22 protein-coding genes are annotated in these 18,591 nt (G+C 66.6%); 4 read left to right on the top strand and 18 right to left on the bottom strand.

The genetic code is table 11. The features are described 5' to 3' along the window. The 11 genes from FCE95_RS08400 to FCE95_RS08350 form a co-directional block, all read right to left on the bottom strand. Complete coding sequence (locus tag FCE95_RS08400) at nt 1-774, bottom strand: phytanoyl-CoA dioxygenase family protein (protein WP_137266586.1); 774 nt, start codon at nt 772-774, stop codon at nt 1-3. A gap of 63 nt (nt 775-837) precedes the next feature. Continuing rightward, entirely contained in the window at nt 838-2,160 is a 1,323-nt protein-coding gene (locus tag FCE95_RS08395) for a transporter (protein ID WP_137266585.1), read from the bottom strand. Between the two features lie 141 nt (nt 2,161-2,301). Beyond that, on the bottom strand, nt 2,302-3,024 hold the full coding sequence (locus tag FCE95_RS08390) for a hypothetical protein (protein ID WP_137266584.1): 723 nt from the start codon (nt 3,022-3,024) through the stop codon (nt 2,302-2,304). 59 nt (nt 3,025-3,083) lie between these two features. Further along, entirely contained in the window at nt 3,084-3,800 is a 717-nt protein-coding gene (locus tag FCE95_RS08385; RefSeq protein ID WP_137266583.1) for a C39 family peptidase, read from the bottom strand. A 100-nt stretch (nt 3,801-3,900) separates the two neighbouring features. Next, complete coding sequence (locus FCE95_RS08380) at nt 3,901-4,716, bottom strand: hypothetical protein (protein WP_137266582.1); 816 nt, start codon at nt 4,714-4,716, stop codon at nt 3,901-3,903. Between the two features lie 78 nt (nt 4,717-4,794). Then, the gene (locus tag FCE95_RS08375) at nt 4,795-5,571 is read right to left on the bottom strand and encodes a hypothetical protein (protein WP_223266828.1); all 777 of its coding nucleotides are present in this window, start codon (nt 5,569-5,571) and stop codon (nt 4,795-4,797) included. 32 nt (nt 5,572-5,603) lie between these two features. Next, nucleotides 5,604-6,188: a hypothetical protein gene (locus FCE95_RS08370; protein WP_137266581.1), complete on the bottom strand. Its 585-nt coding sequence runs from the start codon at nt 6,186-6,188 to the stop codon at nt 5,604-5,606. Then, entirely contained in the window at nt 6,185-6,703 is a 519-nt protein-coding gene (locus FCE95_RS08365) for a hypothetical protein (protein ID WP_137266580.1), read from the bottom strand. Before FCE95_RS08365 ends, FCE95_RS08370 begins: the two co-directional genes overlap by 4 nt. Nucleotides 6,704-7,073: 370 nt before the next feature. Next, entirely contained in the window at nt 7,074-7,511 is a 438-nt protein-coding gene (locus FCE95_RS08360) for a response regulator (protein ID WP_137266579.1), read from the bottom strand. Then, a complete protein-coding gene (locus tag FCE95_RS08355) occupies nt 7,508-8,707 on the bottom strand; it encodes a sensor histidine kinase (RefSeq protein ID WP_137266578.1) in 1,200 nt (399 codons plus the stop codon). The genes FCE95_RS08360 and FCE95_RS08355 overlap by 4 nt, the downstream gene beginning before the upstream one ends. A gap of 402 nt (nt 8,708-9,109) precedes the next feature. After that, the gene (locus FCE95_RS08350) at nt 9,110-10,198 is read right to left on the bottom strand and encodes a PA0069 family radical SAM protein (protein ID WP_137266577.1); all 1,089 of its coding nucleotides are present in this window, start codon (nt 10,196-10,198) and stop codon (nt 9,110-9,112) included. Between the two features lie 56 nt (nt 10,199-10,254). Here FCE95_RS08350 and cls point away from each other — a divergent pair, with 56 nt between their 5' ends. The 4 genes from cls (at nt 10,255) to FCE95_RS08330 (ending at nt 13,180) form a co-directional block, all read left to right on the top strand. Beyond that, complete coding sequence (cls, locus tag FCE95_RS08345; protein WP_137266576.1) at nt 10,255-11,703, top strand: cardiolipin synthase; 1,449 nt, start codon at nt 10,255-10,257, stop codon at nt 11,701-11,703. Between the two features lie 96 nt (nt 11,704-11,799). Then, complete coding sequence (locus tag FCE95_RS08340) at nt 11,800-12,063, top strand: hypothetical protein (protein ID WP_137266575.1); 264 nt, start codon at nt 11,800-11,802, stop codon at nt 12,061-12,063. Between the two features lie 20 nt (nt 12,064-12,083). Beyond that, nucleotides 12,084-12,842 carry a pyridoxine 5'-phosphate synthase gene (locus tag FCE95_RS08335; protein WP_137266574.1) on the top strand — a complete coding sequence of 253 codons (759 nt, stop codon included), beginning with the start codon at nt 12,084-12,086 and terminating at the stop codon, nt 12,840-12,842. A gap of 5 nt (nt 12,843-12,847) precedes the next feature. Then, a complete protein-coding gene (locus FCE95_RS08330) occupies nt 12,848-13,180 on the top strand; it encodes a hypothetical protein (protein ID WP_137266573.1) in 333 nt (110 codons plus the stop codon). Nucleotides 13,181-13,210: 30 nt separating this feature from the next. Here FCE95_RS08330 and FCE95_RS08325 read toward each other — a convergent pair whose 3' ends face one another. From FCE95_RS08325 to FCE95_RS08295, 7 genes are all read right to left on the bottom strand, one after another. Further along, the gene (locus tag FCE95_RS08325; RefSeq protein ID WP_137266572.1) at nt 13,211-13,621 is read right to left on the bottom strand and encodes an ExbD/TolR family protein; all 411 of its coding nucleotides are present in this window, start codon (nt 13,619-13,621) and stop codon (nt 13,211-13,213) included. A gap of 267 nt (nt 13,622-13,888) precedes the next feature. Beyond that, on the bottom strand, nt 13,889-14,308 hold the full coding sequence (locus tag FCE95_RS08320) for an ExbD/TolR family protein (protein ID WP_137266571.1): 420 nt from the start codon (nt 14,306-14,308) through the stop codon (nt 13,889-13,891). A gap of 16 nt (nt 14,309-14,324) precedes the next feature. Beyond that, on the bottom strand, nt 14,325-14,747 hold the full coding sequence (locus tag FCE95_RS08315; protein ID WP_137266570.1) for an ExbD/TolR family protein: 423 nt from the start codon (nt 14,745-14,747) through the stop codon (nt 14,325-14,327). Nucleotides 14,748-14,777: 30 nt separating this feature from the next. Next, nucleotides 14,778-15,530 (bottom strand): MotA/TolQ/ExbB proton channel family protein, encoded by a 753-nt coding sequence (locus FCE95_RS08310; protein WP_137266569.1) that lies wholly within the window; start codon nt 15,528-15,530, stop codon nt 14,778-14,780. An 87-nt stretch (nt 15,531-15,617) separates the two neighbouring features. Continuing rightward, on the bottom strand, nt 15,618-16,286 hold the full coding sequence (locus FCE95_RS08305; protein ID WP_137266568.1) for an energy transducer TonB: 669 nt from the start codon (nt 16,284-16,286) through the stop codon (nt 15,618-15,620). A gap of 145 nt (nt 16,287-16,431) precedes the next feature. Continuing rightward, the gene (locus FCE95_RS08300) at nt 16,432-17,595 is read right to left on the bottom strand and encodes a tetratricopeptide repeat protein (RefSeq protein ID WP_189644690.1); all 1,164 of its coding nucleotides are present in this window, start codon (nt 17,593-17,595) and stop codon (nt 16,432-16,434) included. 129 nt (nt 17,596-17,724) lie between these two features. Beyond that, nucleotides 17,725-18,528 (bottom strand): M48 family metallopeptidase, encoded by an 804-nt coding sequence (locus tag FCE95_RS08295; RefSeq protein ID WP_137266566.1) that lies wholly within the window; start codon nt 18,526-18,528, stop codon nt 17,725-17,727. Nucleotides 18,529-18,591 lie beyond the last annotated feature (63 nt).

Genomic DNA, 18,591 nt, shown 5'->3' with positions numbered 1-18,591 from the left:
TCATCGCGCCCGATAGTTCGCCGGCACTTCGCGGTCCAAACGCAGGCTGCGGCGGCGTCCGGAAAACGTCGGCAACCAGTGCGACGCTGCCGGCGCGCGTTCGCGCCGCTGCGGCAAGGCGGGATGTTGGATCAAGTGCGACCGCAGCTCGCTCGGCAACGTCGACCAATGCGGCGCGAAGTTCAGCAGGATCGCATTGCGGCTGCGGTCGGTGGCATTGGCGTGGGTGGCGTGCAGCAGGCGGTAGTCCATCGCGACCGCGTCGCCGGGTTCGGCGGCGATCGTGATTTGTTCCGGTAAGTCGGCATCCGTCTCCAGACCGCGAACGCGATCGTGCGCCGGCATGCGCCGGCGGTGCGATCCGGGAACGATGCGCAACGCGCCGTTGCCGGCATCGGTGGCGCTCAGATAACACGCGACCACGATCTGCGCCGGCGCGCGCCGCGTCGATACCGGATGGCGCCAGCACCACCAATCCTGATGCCAGGGCAGCGCGCCGGAGAACGCGGGCTTGACGCTGACGTAGCCGGAAATCCAACGCAAATCGCTTGCCGCCACGGCGCGCGCCAAGCGTTCGCGCCGGTGCGCCGGCATCACTGCGGCGGCGACGGCGGAATCCGACCAGCGCAACGGCAGCAGCCGGTTGTGCGGCCGCACGCAGGCGCCGTGTTCGGGGCCGAGCGCGACCGCTTCGGCGCGCGCCTGCAGCTTGGCCACTTCGGCCGGCGCCAGGAATCGCGGCAGCCGCACCCAGCCTTCCCGTTCTATCGACATGCCCGCCGCCGTGCGAAACGCCCGGCGCGCAGTATGCGCGCCGCTTCGCGCGGCGACGAGTCCTCAGAATCCGCGCGAGGCGCGGAACGACATCACGAAGTTCGGCGCGTCCGGGGTCAGGCCGTTGGCGATCTGCCCGTTCAAGGACCAGCCCGACGGCAGCAGATAGCTGGCGCCGATGTTGAGCGTGGCGGTGCTGGTGGAGCTGCCCGGGATCCGCTCGTAGTCGTCGCTGCCGCGCGATTTGACGTGAGTGGCGCCGGCCATCGAGGTCGACACGCTGAAGCTGACCGCGGCACGGTCGTTCAACGCGATCGCCAGGCCGCCGCTGAGCTGGTACGGATTGCCCAGCTTCACCTTGGCCGGATTCGTCTGGCCCAGCACCGGCGAGATGTCGTCGAAATCGCCCGGCAGGTTGTAGGTGTAGCCGATGTTGCCGAACAGGATCACCGGATCGTAGGTGCGCAGCGCGGACACGCTGAAGGTCGCGCTCCACAAGCCGCTGCCGGTGGGCAGGTCTTCGGGCACGTTGAGGTTGTTGTTGTTGTCGTCCGGCGCGATCAGCTTCAAGCCGAACGGATCGCGGCCGGTCGGCGCGCGCACACGCACGCTAGCGACCAGGTCGGGCCAGCGCGCCGATTCCTTCACCAGCTGGTAGTAGCCGGCGACGCTCACGTCGCCGATGCCGCTGGAGCTCTTGGTGACTTCGCTGATCGACGTCGACGCGCCGCCCGCGCCGCCGCTGACGAAACGGCTGGTGCGGGTCACATACGGGATGTTCGCTTCCAGGTTCAAGCGATCGGTAATGCCGTAGCGGCCGGTGACGTCGGTGGTCAGCACCGCCGCCTTGGTTTGATCCAGGTTGATCGTGCCCAGGAAGATCGCATCCAGCGCCAGGAAACCGCTCAACGCCAATTGTCGGCGGTCGTAATAGCTGTAGCTGGCGCCGGTTTCCAGGGTGAACTTGCGTTCGAACAGCGGCGCGTGCTCCTGCACGACCAGCGCTTTTTCCTGTTCGCGGCGTTCGCTGTCGTCGACCTTTTGCTCTTGGCCGATCTGGGTGATCGCCTGTTCGCCTTCCGGCGCTTGCGGATTCTGCGCCTGCTGCGGATCGGCGACGAGTTCCTTCGGCAGCGTTTGCTGCGCCGTCGCGGTTTGCGGATCGCTCAAGCCGCGGCCGCGCATTCCCAACTCCAGGAATTGCACTTGCGCGCGCAGGCGTTCGATTTCCTGCTGCTGCTCGTTGACGCGCGACTCCAGCCGGTCAAGTTGCGTACGCACGTCGTACGCCGCGGTCGCCTGTCCGCCGGCGCCCGCGTCCTGCGCGCGGACCGGTGCGCTGAGCGCGAAAGCGATGGCGAAAGCGAGGGTCGTTTGCCGGAGCATGGCTGTCCCTAGATATGCGAGAGAGGGCGAGGCGCTGCGCGTTTGTAGAGTCGAGCCTGCTCGACGGCTCTTGCTCTTCGCCCCTTCGCGGTCCGGGGAAGGCGAAAGCAGTCGAGCAAGCTCGACTCTACGGTCCTCTTATCAACGCGGCAGCTGGCGCAATCCGGCCATCGCTTCGTAGATGCCCAATTGCTGCTGCGTCAGCGCCGGCATCGTGGCGGTCTGCAGTTGCAGCTGCATCGTGTTGCTGCCGATCTGGTCCTGGCCGGCGACGCGCGCGGCCTGCATCACGCCGCCGTCGGCGCCGGACACCACGCTCTGGCTGAGCAATCCGCTGGGCGCGGACAGGCCGAGCCTGGCGCCGCCGTTCTCGAAGGACACGTTGGCGACCAGATTGCCGTGCGTGCTGCTGCTGCTGGTCTGGCCGTTGAAGCTGCCGCCGGACGCGTCCTTGGGCGAGAAGCTGATCGACGTGAGGTTGCCGAACTTGTTGCCGTCGCCGGCGATCTGCACCACTTGGCCGATGCCGTTGACCGAGATCTTGTCGCCGCCGGTGGCGGTGCCGTTGGCCAGGCCGTTGCCGGCGCCGCCGGTGCCTTGCGCGTCGCTGCGCGTGTCGACTTGGACGGTGAAATTGCCGTTGGCGTCGCGCTGGATCTGCAACGTGCCGGCGGCGCTCAGGCTGCCTTCGGCGGTGCGCCAGTTGGAGAGCAATTCGATCCGCAAGCCGACCAGCATGTCGGCGCCATAGAACTTGCCGCTGATCCGGCTGAGCGTGTCCTCATCCACGACTTCCACGCGCACCGGTTGGGGCTTGGCCGCGGGGGAAGGCTGGGCGGCCTCGGCGTGAGCCGAGGCCGCCATCCCCACGAGGGTCCCGAACAAAGCGAGGGGGAGAGTTCGTATGTTCATGGCGCACCTCGTTAGAGCAAGTCCGTCCGCATCAGCCCGAATTCGAGCACCGGCGGCGGAGTGGTCGCACGGTCCAGCGCATCCATGCGGCGCTTGAGCGCCAACGAACCGCGGTCCCGCATCAGGAAAGAGTCGGGATCGATCGGCTTGCTGCCGACCACGGCCAGGATCACGCCGTTCCAACCCTTGACGAAATCGTTTTCGAACACGACCCGGTGCCCCAGCGCCGGGTCGGCGATGAACACGCGTCCGGCGGACGCGCCTTTCACCAGCACGAAATGCCGGTAGCCGCGGATTTCCATCAGCGCGATCACCGGCATCTGCAATTGGTAGAGCGCGTCGGGCTTCACCCGGAAACCGTGCGCGCGCATGCCGATGCTCTCCACGTAACGCTTCATGTCGAGCATCGAGAAACCGTTCCTGACCACTTCCTTCGGATCGGCGCCGACCAGCATCTTCTTGATCAGGTCCGTCTCCGACACGTTCATGCCGTAGCCGTTGTTGAGCAGCGTCGCCAGCGCGGCCGAGCCGCAGCTGAAGTCGTAGTGCTGCGGCATCATGTCGCGGAAGCGCAGGTCGCGGAACGTCTTGACCTGCTTGACCACCGGCGCGCTGCCGATGCGGGTCGCGTCCAGCGCGGTCTGCGCTTGCGCGGCCATCGCCGCCAGCGACAGCGCGGCGGCGGCGATGCCGCTCAGCCAGTTCCGCGTTGTGTTCGCCTTCGCCATCGCATCCGCTCCGTTGGTTCCCTAACCGCCTCGACCGCCGCGCCGGAGCGCGGCGACCGAGGCGCCCTGCCTCTGTGTTGCTTGTGTTACCGGCTACCGATCAATCCCCGCCGCAGCTCGGGCACGGATCCGGCGGCGGCGGCGCGCACAGTTCGCACGCGGCGACCGCGATCGACAGGCCGTTGTGCTGAGCGTTGCCCACGCCGGCGGCCACGTTCACGCCGATGTTGCCGATCGCGCCGGACAGCGCGCTGCCGCTCAACAGGGCGGTGTTGTCCAGGTCGCAGTCGGCGGCCAGGGTGTTCCAGAACGTGGTCTGTTCGCTGTCGGCCGAAGCTTTGGCGATCGTGCCCGAGCTGTTCACCGAAGCGGCCAGCGCGTTGGACTGCGCGTTGCCGACGCCGGCGGCGACGTTCAAGCCGATGTTGCCCGAAGCGCCCGCCAGGGCATTGTCGGTGACGGTGGCGTCGTAGAACAGCTGGTTGTCGGCGTGGCCGTCGTCGGTGCCGAGGTTGGAGTCGGTGTACTGGCTGTTGAAGATCATCGCCGAAGCGAACACCTTCTCGCCGTCGACCGAGGACAGCGCGACGTCGTTGGCCTGGGCGTTGCCCACGCCGGCGGCGACGTTGGCGCCGATGTTGCCTTCCGCATCGCGCAGCGCATTGCCGTCGACGGTGGCGGAGTTGTCGCCGTCGCCGAGCGACCAGTTGGCTTCGGTGGTCTGGTCCTGATCGACCAGCGCGCCGGATTCGCTCTTGACCTTGATGTAGCCGCCGGCCCAAACGTCGCCGATGACGTAGATGCTGTTGTACATGTCCCAATTGCTGTAGATGTCGGCGTCGTCGCCTTCGGCGAACGCGGCCGGAGCGGCCAGCGCCAGGACGGCGGCGGCCAACAGGCTGTGATGGAGTTTCATGTCGATCCCCTAACGAGGTGTTGGTGGAGGAAGATGCCGAGAGCGGCGCCCCGCCGCTCCCGGATCCGTCGCTTCAGGTCAGTCGCACAGCTCGCACGCGGCCACGGCGATCGCCAGGCCGTTGTGCTGGGCGTTGCCCACGCCGGCGGCGATGTTGACGCCGATATTGCCCACGGCGCCCGACAGCGCGTTGCCGCTCAGCAGCGCGGTGTTGTCGAGGTCGCATTCGGCGGCCAGGGTGTTGATCAGGGTCAGCTGCTCGCTGTCGGCCGAAGCTTTGGCGATCGTGCCCGAGCTGTTCACCGAAGCGGCCAGCGCGTTGGTCTGCGCATTGCCGACGCCGGCGGCGACGTTCAAGCCGATGTTGCCCGAAGCGTTCGACAGCGCGTCGTCGGTGACGGTGGCGTTGTAGAACAGCTGGTTGTCGGCGTGGCCGGCGTCGGTGCCGAGGTTGGCGGCGGTGGTCTGGCTGCTGAAGATCATCGCCGAGGCGAACACCTTCTCGCCGTCGACGGACGACAGGGCGACGTCGTTGGCCTGGGCATTGCCCACGCCGGCGGCGACGTTCGCGCCGATATTGCCTTCCGCGTCGGACAGCGCGCTGCCGTCGACGGTGGCGGTGTTGTCGCCGTCGCCGAACGAAGCGTTGGCGACCGTGGCCTGGTCCTGATCGACCAGCGCGCCCGACTCGCTCTTCACGTGGATGTAGCCGCCGGCGTACACGTCGCCGATGACGTAGATGCTGTTGTACATGTCCCAATTGCTGTAGATGTCGGCGTCGTCGCCTTCGGCGAAGGCGGCCGGAGCGGCGATCGCGAGCAGGGTGGCGGCCAGAATGGAATAACGCAGTTTCATGTGATCTCTCCTGTGACGTGGTTACAACGGGTTTAAGGCGTGCTACCCGGAAGCTGAAGCACGATGGCGTTGGTCGAGAGGTTCCCGACTCCCGCGGTCTGATTGACCTGTACCACCCCCTGACCGCCGCGGAACGCATCGAGATCGATGACGGCGCGGCGATCGGGCGTTGCGGTTGCAGCCCCCTCAGTACTGGTGCCGGTAGTGGCGGTGTCGGCCAGCGCCGCGTCGTCCGCGAGCGCGATCAGCGAACCGCCGCCGCTACCGATGGAAAGCGTGTTGAGCTGCAGGTTGGAATCGCCTGCGGCTTGGTTGAGAGAAAACGCGCCGCTGACGCCGTCGAACGCGCCGGCGCCGATCGCCGCATCGGCGGCGACCGCGCGATGCGTATTGGCGGCGCGCTGATCGCTGTGCGTATCGGCCAGGCCCAGGCCTTCCTGCGCGTGCGCCAGTGCGGCGAGATTGGCTTGCGCATTGCCCACGCCGGCGGCCTGATTGATCGCGATGCGGCCTTGGCTGTTGGCGCCGACGCCGGCGTCGATCACGGCCTGCGCGCTCTGCGCGAAGGCCGGCGGCGCCAGCAGCGCGGCGAGGAGGGCGAGCGAAGCGCGCTTCATGGCGTGCTCCGCGAAACGCCGACCGAGGTTTGCGACATCGCGTTCGACAACGCGCCGGTGATGGTGCCGCCCAAGCCTTCGGTCGCGCCGCGTACCGATCCGCCGACCGTCGCGCCCATTCCTAGCGGGGTGCCGCCGCCGGCCGACACGCCGGCCATGCCCATGCCCGCCGCGCCGATCGGCGCGCTCGTGCCGAGCATGTCGCGCGTCGCCTTCAGCACCAGGCCGCCCGAACCGGTGGCGCCGTTGAGCTCGTTGTCGCCCAACGCATCGCCCAGCGCGTTATCCAAGGTGCCGTGGAAGATGTGCGCGGGGAACGTCGTCGCCCGCACCTTGATCGGATTGTCTTCGGTGGGAATGCCGCGATAGGCGATGCGCGGATTCACGGTGCGCGCGATCACGAATCCCGGATCCTCTTGCGCGGGCGCCTGTTGAGCGGACGCGAACGGCGCCAGCAATGCGCCGATCAACGCAGCGCAGGCACGCAAGACGAGGGTGGTATTCGGTCGGCGCATTCGCTTTCCCCGTATCCAAAAGGCCGCCGCGGAGCACGGTGGCGGGGGAAGCAAAGCGATATGCGTGCCAACGCCGAAAGCTATTGATTCGGCAGGCTTTTTATTTGCGTTGTAAGGGCGGCGTTAAATCTGTCATCGAAAAACGTTGCAGGCTTGAAACGCCGTTTCCGTCGCCTATGCTGGCGGGCGCGATGCGCAGCGCGAAGCGCGACCGCACGCCCGTGTTTATGCGGCGGCGCCGTTCGCAGGCGCGCCGTTTCAGGATTGAACAGTGCGATTTTCGCGCCGCGACTGTCCGGTTTGGCGGCGCGGATGCGTTACCTGCCAAGCGAGCCGGCGCTCGTGCGCGCGCGTGTCCGCGCGCACGGATTCATTCCTGGCGCGGGCGGTTCAGCACCAGCCAATACAAGCCGATCTGCTTGACCGCGCCGACGAACTGCTCGAAATCCACCGGCTTCTGGATGTAGCTGTTCGCGCCCAGCGCATAGCTGGCTTCGACGTCGAACGGCTCGGCGCTGGTGGTCAGCACCACCACCGGCAAGGTTTTCGTCACCAGGTTGTCGCGGATCGCCTGCAGCACTTCGCGGCCGTCGACCTTGGGCAGGTTCAGGTCCAGCAGGATGATCGACGGCAGTTCCAGCGGATCGCGGTCGGCGTACTGGCCGCGCGCGAACAGATAATCCAGCGCAGCCGCGCCGTCGCTGACCACCATCAAGCGGTGGGCGATGCCGGCCTCGGTGAACGCGATCCGGGTCAGCTCGACGTCGTCCAGGTTGTCCTCGATCAGCAGGATGTCTTTGTCGCTCACGGGGCGTCCTCGTTGCCGGTGGGGCCGTCGGCCGGATGGGGAAGGATGATATGGAAGGCGCTGCCGGCGCCGGGCGCCGATTCGGCCCAGATGCGGCCGCGGTGGCGGAGCACGATCCGCTGCGCGATCGCCAGGCCCAGCCCGCTGCCGCCGCCTTCGGCTTGGCCGTGCAGGCGCTGGAACGGTTCGAACAGCTTGTCGGCATAGGCCATGTCGAAGCCGCGGCCGCGGTCGCGGATCGAGAGCTGCATTCCCTCGGGCACGCGCGCGCCGCGCACCTCGACGGCGACCGGCTCGCCCGCCACGGAAAACTTCCAGGCGTTGCCGAGCAGCTGCGCGAGCAGGGATTTCAGCAGGCGTTCGTCGCCATGCACGTGCAGATCCTGCTGCACGTCGATGCGGGCCTGGCGATCCGGCTCGGCATCCTGCAATTCGGCGCCGACCCATTCGGCCAGCAGGCTCAGATCCACGTCCTGCGGCTTGAGCTCGGCGCTGGTGGCGCGCGACAGTTCCAGCAGGCCGTCGATCAAGCCGGACATGCGGCCGGCGTTGTCGCGGATCCGGTGCAGATAGTCGCGGGCGGTATCGTCGAGCGCCGCGCCGCTGTGGCGCTCGAGCTGCGCGGCGAAACCGTCGATCGCGCGCAACGGTCCGCGCAAGTCGTGCGAAACGCCGTAAGCGAACTGGCGCAGTTGCTGGTTGGCTTCGAGCAATTCCGCGGTGCGGTCGGCGGCGCGCCGTTCGAGCCGGCGATTGAGCGCCTGCAGCGCTTGCTCGGCCTGCTTCTGCGCGCTGATGTCGCGCACCTGGGCGATCATGTAAGCGCGCCGACCGGCTTCGTCGTGCACCATCGCCACGTTCAGGTGCGCCCACAGCACGCTGCCATCGCGGCGCAGGTAGCGCTTGGGCGCGTCGAGCACCGGAATGCGGCCTTCCACCAGGCTGCTCATATAGCCGCGGCTGAGTTCCAGATCCTCGGGGTGGGTGAACTCCAGGACGTGATGGCCGACCAGCTCGTCGGCCGAATACCCGAAGATCTTTTCGAAGGCCGGATTCACTTCGCGCCAATGGCCGCCCAGGTCCACGATCGCCATGCCGATGCCCGAGGAGGCCATGGCCAGGCGGAAAAGGCGGCCGTCGTCGCGCTCGGGATCGTGCAACGGCGGGGCGGCCGGGACGGGGATGGTCGCGGACATCGTAAGCGGGAGTGTAGGCCAGGGACCGGCGGGTGGCGAACATAGGCGTCGTCCCGGCGCGGGCGAGGATTCAGGCCGGGCCGCACGCTTGCTGAGCCCTCAAAAGCGCGGCCGCCGCGGCACTCCATCACACCAGGCCGGCCAGCGACCACGCAGCGAAGCGACGTCAACTAATGGTCTGCCATCAAACTTCGGGCCGAGATCGAGAGTCGGCGTGCTGTCCAGCTGCAACGCCCGGCGCATCTAGAAATACGACTTCACGCACCGCCGATGAAGTTAGGCACTTTCTTTGGTTACTTTCTTTATGCCAGTAAAGAAAGTAACCCGGGCGTCAGCCCGGAAGCCTTTGTCCATGTAACGAGCCGCACCGCATCTGACGCGTAAGTAAGCGAACGAGGCGGATCAGAACAACTCGCCCTGCGGCGAAGGCGGTCGCGGCGGCACGAACTTGCCGGCGTCCAGGCCGGGGAAGCTGCCGCGGGCCGGATAGCCGTAACGCTTCAGCGCCAGGGCGAAGCGATGCGCGAGCAGGTCGGCGTAAGGGCCTTCGCCGGTTTGCCGCTTGCCGAAGGTCGAGTCGTAATCGCGGCCGCCGCGCATCTGCTGGATCGTGCTCATCACATGCTCGGCGCGCTGCGGCAGATGCGTCTGCAGCCAATCGCGGAACAGCGGCGCCACTTCCCAAGGCAGGCGCAACAGCACATAACCCGCGCTGCGCGCGCCGGCGTCGCGCGCGGATTCGAGCACGGCCTCGAGCTCTTTGTCGTTCACCCAGGGGATGACCGGGGCGAACATCACGCCGACCGGCACCCCGCGTTCGCTCAAGGTGCGGATCGCCTTCAGCCGGCGATGCGGCGCCGAAGCGCGCGGTTCGAGCTTGGCCGCGAGATGGTTGTCCAGCGAGGTCACCGAGAAATGCACGCTGACCAGGCGGTCGCGGGCCATCGCTTCGAGCAGATCCAGATCGCGTTCGATCAATGCGTTCTTGGTGATCAGCGATACCGGGTGCTTGGTTTCGGCCAGCACCTCCAGCAGTTGCCGGGTGATCCGCCATTTGCGTTCGATCGGCTGGTAGGCGTCGGTGTTGATGCCCAGCGCGATCGTGGCGGGCTTGTAGCCGGGCTTGGCCAGCTCGCGCCGCAGTTGTTCGGCCGCGTTCACCTTGGCCGACAGCTTGGTTTCGAAATCCAGCCCGGGCGAGAGATTCAGATAAGCGTGCGACGGCCGCGCGAAGCAATAGCTGCAACCGTGTTCGCAGCCCCGGTACGGATTCACCGATTGCGAGAACGCGATGTCCGGCGATTTGTTGCGCGAGATGACCGAACGCGCGAATTCCTCGCGCACCTGGGTGCGCGGCAAGGGCTCGACGATCTCCTCGTCGGCGTCGGCGCGTCCGTCGTGCCAGCCGTCGTCGACCGCCTGGCTGACGGTGACTTCGTAACGGCCCGGCAAATAGCCGGTGGAGCCGCGGCCTTTGATTGCGTCGCCCATGCGGCTAGCCTACGCCCATCCCGTCGCAGCTCCTGCGACACTGAACGCGCGCGCCGATGCTCGATTCGCTGCAACACGCCTGGCAGTGGCTGGCTTCCATTCCGCACATCCGCCTTTACCTGGCGCTGGGCTGGTTGGGTTATTTGATTTGGCTGGGCGGCTGGATCGTGCTGCAAAAACGCGAGCCGGTGGCGACGCTGAGCTGGCTGTTGGGACTGGCGGTGCTGCCTTACGTGGGTTTTCTGATCTATCACGTGTTCGGCCCGCAAAAGATCAAACGCCAGCGCTTGCGCCGCGGCCACGCGCGCGTCGCGATGGGCGCCCTGCCCGAAGCGTTCCCGACGGCGCCCGAGGCGGTGGAATTGGCCAAGCTGGGGCAGGCGTCGACCGGGCTGCCGCCGACCACGTCGCGCGAGGTGCGGCTGCTGGTGGACGGCGGCCAGACTTACGACGCGCTGCTGCAGGCGATCGCTTCGGCGCGGCATCACGTGCATCTGGAGTACTACATCTACACCGCCGACCGCACCGGCGCACTGTTTCTGGACGCGCTGGTCGAACGCGCGCGCGCGGGGGTGAAGGTGCGGCTGCTGTTGGACGCCGTCGGTTCGGGCAACGCGCCGCGCGCTTTCTTCCAACCTTTGCTGAATGCCGGCGGCGAGTTGTGCTGGTTCCATCCGATGCGCTTCGGCAAGATCTGGAAGCGGCCGTGGCTGAACATGCGCACGCACCGCAAGATCGTCGTCGTCGACGGCGCGATCGGCTTCACCGGCGGCATCAACGTCACCGACGAGGAGAACGAACGCCTGCGTCCGGACGCCTACCGCGATCTGCACCTGCGCATCGAAGGCGACGCGGTGCGCGCGCTGCAGCGGGTGTTCGCCGAAGACTGGGCCTACGCCACCGGGCGCCGCGACTTCATCGGCGAGGTCGCTCAAGCCACGCCGCCGGCGCGGGGCGGCACGATCCCGACCCAGGTGCTGACCTCTGGGCCGGATTCGTCCTGGGAAGCGATCCATCGCATGCACGTGGCCGCGATCCACGAAGCGCAGCGCCGGGTCTGGTTGACGACGCCCTACTTCGTGCCGGGCGAGGCGGCGATGATGGCGCTGACCTCGGCCGCGCTCGGCGGCCTGGACGTGCGCCTGATCGTGCCCAAGATGAGCGACTCGCGGCTGGTGACCTACGCGGCGCGTTCGTATTTCGACGACCTGCTCGCGGCCGGAGTGAAGGTTTATGAATACGGCCCGCGCATGCTGCACAGCAAGGCGCTGCTGGTGGACGACGAATGGGCGATGGTCGGCTCGGCCAATTTCGACCACCGCAGCTTCCGCTTGAATTTCGAATTGAGCGTGCTGTTCCACGACCGCGCCCTGGCGGCGCAGCTGGCCGCGCTGATCGAATCCGAGCTGTCGCACGCGCCGCGCGTGCACGACCAGCGCGCGCGGTCGCTCTGGCGCTACCGCCTGCCCGAGGCGCTGGCGCGGCTGCTTTCGCCGCTACTGTGACGGCTGTTCCGACCGGCGGTTTCGGCGTGCGGACGGGCCGCGCCGGGTCCGGCGCCGACGCGGTAGACTTCGCCCATCGCTAAGGGAGAGAACGCGATGATCTGGCTGTACCTCTTGCTCGCGCTGGTGGCCATGGTGGTGGCGATGAAAACCACCTCGGTGCTGCTGATGGTGGTCTGCCTGCTGGCGGCGCTCGTTTTCCTGGTGCTGTGGGCCTACGGTTGGTACGCCAGCCGCGTGGGCAGCGTCAGCCGCGACGCCAGCCTGATGCTGGATCCGGACGAACTGCGCCGCCTGCGCGAGCAGGCCGAGGCGCGCAAGCTGGCCTCGCAGTCGCCGCCGGAACCGCCCGCGGCCTGATCCGCAAAATCGGAAACGCGATGGCGGCGCTGAGCGTCAACGTCAACAAGATCGCCGTGCTGCGCAATTCGCGCGGCGGCGCCGAGCCCGACGTGGTCCGCGCCGCGCGCGCGTGCCTGGACGCCGGCGCGCAAGGCATCACCGTGCATCCGCGTCCCGACGCGCGCCATATCCGCGCCGACGACGTGCTGGCGTTGGCGGCGCTGACCCGCGAATACGGCGTCGAACTCAACCTGGAAGGCAATCCTTTCGCGCCGCCGCGCGCCGGCTACCCCGGGTTCGCCGCGTTGTGCGCGTTGGCGCGACCGGCGCAAGCGACGCTGGTGCCCGACGGCGACGGCCAAATCACGTCCGACCACGGTTTCGATTTCGGCCGCGACAGCGACGCGCTGCGGCCGCGGATCGCGGAATTGAAAGCGCTAGGTTGCCGGGTCAGTTTGTTCGTCGACGCCGGCGTCGAGGGCGTGGGGCGTGCGGCGGAAATCGGGGCGGATCGGATCGAGCTTTACACGGGCCCTTACGCGGAAGCGCATGCGCGCGGCGATGCGAGCGCGGCGCTCGCCGCCTGCGTCGCGACGGCGCGCCAAGCGCAGGCTACGGGCCTCGGGGTGAATGCCGGGCACGATCTCAGTCAGCAGAATCTCGGCGATTTCGCCGCGGCGGTGCCGAACTTGCTCGAGGTGTCGATCGGGCATGCGCTGATCGGAGAAGCCTTGTACGACGGCTTGGCTGGTACCGTAAAAACTTATCTGCGGATTCTGTCGGCAAGGCCGGGGTAGGCATCTTGAAGTTATCGAACGAAGCCGTCGCGCGGAACGAGGCCATCATTGCGCATATCGAATCCATCGGCGGAGGGTGCGTGTGGGAGGAATATTTCGCCGTCTCCCTGATGGACGTCGCCGCCACCGACCGCGACGTGGCTGATCTTCCGGACCTTCGCGGCGTCCAACAGATTGCGCTCGACGCCCTTAATCTCTCGTTCCCGGTCCTGGTTGCGATCGCTCGCATTCCTGGCTTGGAATCTCTCGTCCTTTCCCATGCCGCGTTGTCCGACTCGCAGCTCCAAACGCTGCAGGCCGCAGTCGCGGAAGTCGTCCTGGTCGAGGACGAGGACTGACACTCCGCTCGAAGCGGCACCGTTCCTCGGCTAAGGCGCGTTCCGGACGAATCCCACTCGCTGCAGATCCGCGTTCTTCGCCGCAGCCAGCACGCGCGCCAACACCTCGTACTCGGCATCCTGATCGGCGTCGATCTGCAGCAGCGGCGGCTGGGCCGGATCGCGCTGCACTTCCGCGGACATCATGTTTTCCAGGGCTGAGAGCGGGGTCGGGCTACCGTTCCAGGTCACCTGGCCGACGCTGTCGATGCGCAGCTCGATGGGTCCGGCGGGAGCAACCGGCGGATCCGGCGACGCCTGCGGCAGCAGCATGTCGATGCGCTGCGACAGCACCGGCATCGTCATCATGAAAATCACCAGCAGCACCAGCATCACATCGACCAAGGGCGTGATGTTGATCTGCGCGTTCTCGCGCTGCATGGACACGGCGGAATACGACATGGCGTCCTCCCCTGTTCCGTTGGCTCGGAACCACCCTACTCCCGTCCCGATCGAACCCGCAAGGGCCGGCTTTTTGTAGGAGCGGCTTTAGCCGCGAGCTTTTTCGGTCAGGTCGCGGCATGAGGGAAGAGCTCGCGGCTAAAGCCGCTCCTACAAAAGCCGAGCCGCGGCACCCCGGCAGCAGGACAAAAAAATGCCGCCCTCGCGGGCGGCATCGAAATCAAAGGTAGGTAAGCGTCCCGGCCGTGGCCGGTTATTGCGTGTTCGTTATTGCGTGTTCTGGACGAAGCCGATCTTGACCATCTCGGCGTTCTTGGCGGCGGCGAGCACCTTGGCCAGCACGTCGTACTCGGCATCGTCGTTGGTGTCGATTTCGAGCGTGGGCTGGTTGGTCGGGTCGCGCTGCACTTCCGCGGACATCATGTTTTCCAAAGCCGAGATCGGCGTCGGCGAGTCGTTCCAGTAGACCTGGTTGGACGCGTCGATGCGCAAGCGAATCGGTTCCGGCGGTTCCTTCGGATTCTCCTGCGGCTTGTCGGTCTTCTGCGGCAGGTCGACCTTGATCGGGAACGACTGGATCGGCATGGTCACCATGAAGATGATCAACAGCACCAGCATCACGTCCACGAGGGGCGTGACGTTGATGTCGGCCATCGGGCCGCCGCCGGAATTGGATGCGAATGCCATGGTTCCGTAACTCCGATTACTTCTTCGGTTTGGTGGCCACGTAGCCGATGTCGAGCATGCCCTGCGCCTGCGCGATCTTGGTGATCTCGTTGATCGTGCGCATCTTGGTGGTGCGGTCGCCGCGCAGGTTGAGCGGCGGCTGCGGCTGCAGCTGGGCCGCGCTGGACAAGCGGCTTTCGAGGATGTCCTTGGTGATCGGTTCGTCGTTCCAGAACAACGAACCGTCCTCCTTGACCGCCAGCTGGATCGGCGTGGCCTTCAGCTTGGCTTCGTCTTTCTTCTTCAGATCCGCCCGCGGCAGTTCGACTTGCGTCTTGTTCTGCATCAGGGGCGTGGTGATCATGAAGATGATCAACAGCACCAGCATCACGTCGACGAGCGGCGTGACGTTGATCTCGGCCATGGGGCCGCCGGTGTTGTCGCCTGCGCTGAAGGCCATGTCAGTATTCCTCTAAAGCTACGTTCGCGATCAGCGACGGGCGACGGCGGCTTCGCCGACGCGGGCGCCGGTCGCGAAGAAGTCGTGCAAGTCGTGGGCGAAGGTGTCGAACTTGTTGTTGGTGACGCGGTTCAGGCGGACGAAGAAGTTGTACGCCAGCACCGCCGGGATCGCCACGAACAAGCCGATCGCGGTCATGATCAGCGCCTCGCCCACCGGGCCGGCCACTGCGGAGATCGACGCGTCGCCCGACGAGCCGATGCGGATCAGGGCGTGGTAGATGCCCCACACCGTGCCGAGCAGGCCGACGAACGGAGCGGTCGAACCGACCGTGGCGAGCACGGTGAGGCCGCTTTCCAGGCGCATCGATTCGCGGGTCACGCCTTGGCGCAGGGCGCGGTCGACGAACTCGGAGCGGTTCAGCGACTCGACCAGGCGCGAGCCTTCGTGGCGCTGGTGGTGGGCGGCGGCCTGAGCGGCGTCGAGCGCGATCTTCGAGAAGGGCTCGCTCTTGGGCTGCTCTTCCATGAAGCGGATCGCGTCCTGCGCGTTCGGGGTTTCCCAGAACGTGCTGACCACACGGTCGGCGCGGCCGCGCAGGCGCGTGTTCTTGATGAAGTTGATGACGATCCAGTAGACCGACATCACCGACATCAGGGCCAGGGTGACGAACACGATCCAGCCGACGGCGTCGAAGTTCTGGAGCAGATGGCCGAAGCTCATCTGCTGTAGGGCCGCGGCGTTGTTGTTACCGGCGGCGGCGGTGGCGGTTTCCTGCAGCATGACGCTTACCTTTGAATGTCGTGGAAGGATTGGGTGACGCTGGTTTCTCTAATTTATATAACGGTACCGCTTGCTCTCACACCGGCATCAGCCGAGTTTGAATTCGACCGGGACGCGGACGCGACCGGCGGTTTTCTGTCCGCCGGACTGCGCGGGGTTGAAGCGCCAGCGCTTCGCCGCCTGGACCGCGGCGCGGTCTAGGTTGCGGTTGCCGCTGGACTGTTCGACCTGCACGTCGGTGGCGTTGCCGTTGGCGTCCACGGTGATCACGAGCACCACGGTGCCTTGGATGTTGCGGCGCTGCTCTTCCGGCGGATATTTCGGCGGATTCATGTTCTTCGACGAAATGTCGACGGTGGCCTCCATCGAGGCGACCGGAGCCGGCGGCGCGGGCGGCGCGGGCGGCGGCGCCTGCACGTCGGTGGCGCGCGCTTCGTCGACGATGATCGGCGGCGCATCCGGCGGCGGCGGCACAGGCGACGGACGCGGAGGCGACAGCTCCTTGATCGGCATCGGCTTGGGCGGTTCCGGCGGCGGAGGCGGCGGCGGCGGCGGCGGCGGCGGCGGTTCGATGAAGGTCACATCGACGCGGTCGTCGCGTTCGTCTTCTTGCGGCGGCGGCGAAATCGGCGCCAACAGCAGCAGCAGCGCCGCGGCATGGATGGCGATCGCCAACGTGATACCGGCGATGCGCGGCCAGTTCAGTCCTGGTTCGCGGTCGTCTGAGTTCTCGTGGCGGGCGAGACGTTCGATCATGCGGAGCTCTGCATTGGGCTCGGCGCCGCAGCGCCGCGGATCAGTTTTCGAGGACATGCGGCCCTGCTTGGCCGCATGAACCTCTTAGCTTATACCAATCGAGCGGCGTCGTTCCAATCGATTCCGCGCTTAATGAAATACTTACTTACTTGAGCAGCGAATTCGCCTGGGCGGGATCCTTCACGCCCTTGTCCAGCGCCTTCTGCGCGGCCTCTTTGGCCTGGGCTTTCTTGCCCTGGAAACTATAAACCTTGGCGAGGTTCAGGTAAGCCTCGCCGTCGGCGGCGATCGGCGCGGCCTTGCCGTACATTTCCTCGGCCGTCTTCGCGTCGTCGTCGGCGTACGCCTTCTGCGCCACGATCATGTAGGCGCGGGCCAAGTCGGCGTCTTGCGGCAGCAGGCCTTTGGCGGCGCCGTCTTCGATCACCGCTTTGGCTTCCTTCCACTTGTCCGAATTGAGGTAGCCGGCGTACAGCGCTTTGTACTCGCGCGCCTCGGTCAATTGGCCCTTCTTGTAAGCCTCGCCGAGCAAGCCATTGGCTTGGTCGTATTTGTCGGCCTGTTGCAGCGCGGCCACCGCGTTCATCAGCAGCTTCTTGTCGTTCGGATTCTTGGCGTACAAATCCTGGTAGAGCTTGGCCGCTTCGTCGTTGCGGTTGAGGCTGAGCAGAATGCTGCCGCGCATGGACTGGTATTTGGGATCTTCGACCTTGGTTTCGGCGAGGAACCGGTCCAGCGTCTTCAACGAAGCGTCGTACTGGTCCAGGCCGAACTGCACCGTCGCCAGATTGCTCATCACCTGGTAATGGCTGTTGTTGTCCAGGCCGTTGCTGTCCAGCGCTTTCTGGAAGTACTCGGCGGCCTTGGCTTCGTTGTTCGCGTCGGCAGATGCGCTGCCGGCCAGCTGGTACGCGAAGCCTTTTTCGTAGGCGTTGGCTTCGGGGTTGTTCGCGATCTTCTCTGCTTGCGCGACGGTGCCGGCGAAGTCCTGCTTTTCGTACGCTTCCTGCGCGGACTGCAGCGCCTTCAAGGTTTTGCTGCTGGCCTTGGCGTCGGGTTCCTGGCGCGTCGCGTTGGGGAACAGCGGCGCGGTCGCCTCGGCTTGCTGATCGGTCTTCTTCTGGCCCAACTCCGCCTTTCGCCGATCGCGCTGCGCGCGCATGCTTTCGCTGCCGACACCGTTGCGGTCACCGGCGCGCGGCTTGGTCTGATCGGAGTTGTTGCCCATCGCCTGGCCGTAAGCCGGTGCGGCGAAAACGGCGGAGATAGCGGCGGCGATCAGCAGGCTGGCGGGAAGGTGGGTTTTCATCGACATTCCTCGGAACTGGATACGGCTAACGGTTGAAGAGGGAATTCGGGTGCACGGCCCCGGGGGCGGCCACGCTAACAGAACAGACCTTCAAAAGTCGCAAAGTTTTCGCAGGAGCCGCTCTCGGCCTCAGCCGCAGTTGGGCTTGCGCCCGGCGGCGCGCGCCTGTTCGTAGACCGGCACCAGTTGGGCCGAACGCTGGCGCAGCTCGGAGATGCGGGCTTGCGGATCGGGGTGGGTGGACAGCCACTGCGGCGGACGGCTGCCGCCGGCGGCGATCATGTTCTCCCACAGGTTCACCGCCTGGCGCGGATCGAAGCCTGCGCGCGCCATCAGCTGCTGGCCGACCACGTCCGCTTCGGTCTCCTGTTGGCGCGAGCCGGGCAGCAGGAAGCCGGTCTGGGCGAGGATGCTGCCGCTCTGCACGGCGGCGTTGCCGGCGCCCTCGCCGTAGCGCGAGCCGGCCAGCGCGCCGAGGATCTGCAGCGCGCCCTGCGCGCCCATCTGGCGGGTGATGCGTTCGTCGTGGTGGCGCGAGACGACGTGGCCGATTTCGTGGGCGATGACCGCGGCCAGCTGATCCTGGTTGCGCGCGACCGTGAAGATGCCGGTGTTGACCCCGACCTTGCCGCCCGGCAGCGCGAACGCGTTCGGTTCCTGATTGGCGAACAGCGCGGTTTCCCAGCCGGCTTGCGCGCCCGGCGGCAGCTCGCGGGTGATCGCGGCGACCACGCAGCGCACGTAGGCGTTCTGCTTGGCGTTGTTGCTGATCGGGCCCTTGCTTTTGGCTTCGGAGAAGGCCTGCGCGCCGAGCTGGTTCAGCTCCTGCTGCGAGACCCCGCCGACCATTTGCCGGCGTCCGGTCGGCGAGACGGTGGTGGCGCAGGCCGCGACCAGGCAGGCGATCGCGACGCCCAAGCAGACTGCTTTCATGGCTTCCCCCATTGAGGCGTCGAAGGCCGACGGCCGTTTTGTAAGCCGGGCTACCTGAAGGCG

This window comes from Luteimonas gilva (genome assembly GCF_005239095.1).
GTDB lineage: Bacteria > Pseudomonadota > Gammaproteobacteria > Xanthomonadales > Xanthomonadaceae > Luteimonas_C > Luteimonas_C gilva.
Note: the sequence above shows the minus strand (reverse complement) of the source record. Positions and strands in the feature narration are given on the sequence as shown.

What these genes read in the sequence shown, in the direction of transcription:
- FCE95_RS08310 (WP_137266569.1), bottom strand. Translation starts at nt 15,530, where the DNA reads ATGCTGCAGGAAACCGCCACCGCCGCCGCCGGTAACAACAACGCCGCG.
- FCE95_RS08380 (WP_137266582.1), bottom strand. Translation starts at nt 4,716, where the DNA reads ATGAAACTCCATCACAGCCTGTTGGCCGCCGCCGTCCTGGCGCTGGCC.
- FCE95_RS08390 (WP_137266584.1), bottom strand. Translation starts at nt 3,024, where the DNA reads ATGGCGGCCTCGGCTCACGCCGAGGCCGCCCAGCCTTCCCCCGCGGCC.
- FCE95_RS08320 (WP_137266571.1), bottom strand. Translation starts at nt 14,308, where the DNA reads ATGGCATTCGCATCCAATTCCGGCGGCGGCCCGATGGCCGACATCAAC.
- FCE95_RS08365 (WP_137266580.1), bottom strand. Translation starts at nt 6,703, where the DNA reads ATGCGCCGACCGAATACCACCCTCGTCTTGCGTGCCTGCGCTGCGTTG.
- FCE95_RS08335 (WP_137266574.1), top strand. Translation starts at nt 12,084, where the DNA reads ATGGCGGCGCTGAGCGTCAACGTCAACAAGATCGCCGTGCTGCGCAAT.
- FCE95_RS08370 (WP_137266581.1), bottom strand. Translation starts at nt 6,188, where the DNA reads ATGAAGCGCGCTTCGCTCGCCCTCCTCGCCGCGCTGCTGGCGCCGCCG.
- FCE95_RS08305 (WP_137266568.1), bottom strand. Translation starts at nt 16,286, where the DNA reads ATGATCGAACGTCTCGCCCGCCACGAGAACTCAGACGACCGCGAACCA.
- FCE95_RS08400 (WP_137266586.1), bottom strand. Translation starts at nt 774, where the DNA reads ATGTCGATAGAACGGGAAGGCTGGGTGCGGCTGCCGCGATTCCTGGCG.
- FCE95_RS08325 (WP_137266572.1), bottom strand. Translation starts at nt 13,621, where the DNA reads ATGTCGTATTCCGCCGTGTCCATGCAGCGCGAGAACGCGCAGATCAAC.
- FCE95_RS08385 (WP_137266583.1), bottom strand. Translation starts at nt 3,800, where the DNA reads ATGGCGAAGGCGAACACAACGCGGAACTGGCTGAGCGGCATCGCCGCC.
- cls (WP_137266576.1), top strand. Translation starts at nt 10,255, where the DNA reads ATGCTCGATTCGCTGCAACACGCCTGGCAGTGGCTGGCTTCCATTCCG.
- FCE95_RS08395 (WP_137266585.1), bottom strand. Translation starts at nt 2,160, where the DNA reads ATGCTCCGGCAAACGACCCTCGCTTTCGCCATCGCTTTCGCGCTCAGC.
- FCE95_RS08295 (WP_137266566.1), bottom strand. Translation starts at nt 18,528, where the DNA reads ATGAAAGCAGTCTGCTTGGGCGTCGCGATCGCCTGCCTGGTCGCGGCC.
- FCE95_RS08375 (WP_223266828.1), bottom strand. Translation starts at nt 5,571, where the DNA reads ATGAAACTGCGTTATTCCATTCTGGCCGCCACCCTGCTCGCGATCGCC.
- FCE95_RS08340 (WP_137266575.1), top strand. Translation starts at nt 11,800, where the DNA reads ATGATCTGGCTGTACCTCTTGCTCGCGCTGGTGGCCATGGTGGTGGCG.
- FCE95_RS08315 (WP_137266570.1), bottom strand. Translation starts at nt 14,747, where the DNA reads ATGGCCTTCAGCGCAGGCGACAACACCGGCGGCCCCATGGCCGAGATC.
- FCE95_RS08300 (WP_189644690.1), bottom strand. Translation starts at nt 17,595, where the DNA reads ATGAAAACCCACCTTCCCGCCAGCCTGCTGATCGCCGCCGCTATCTCC.
- FCE95_RS08350 (WP_137266577.1), bottom strand. Translation starts at nt 10,198, where the DNA reads ATGGGCGACGCAATCAAAGGCCGCGGCTCCACCGGCTATTTGCCGGGC.
- FCE95_RS08355 (WP_137266578.1), bottom strand. Translation starts at nt 8,707, where the DNA reads ATGTCCGCGACCATCCCCGTCCCGGCCGCCCCGCCGTTGCACGATCCC.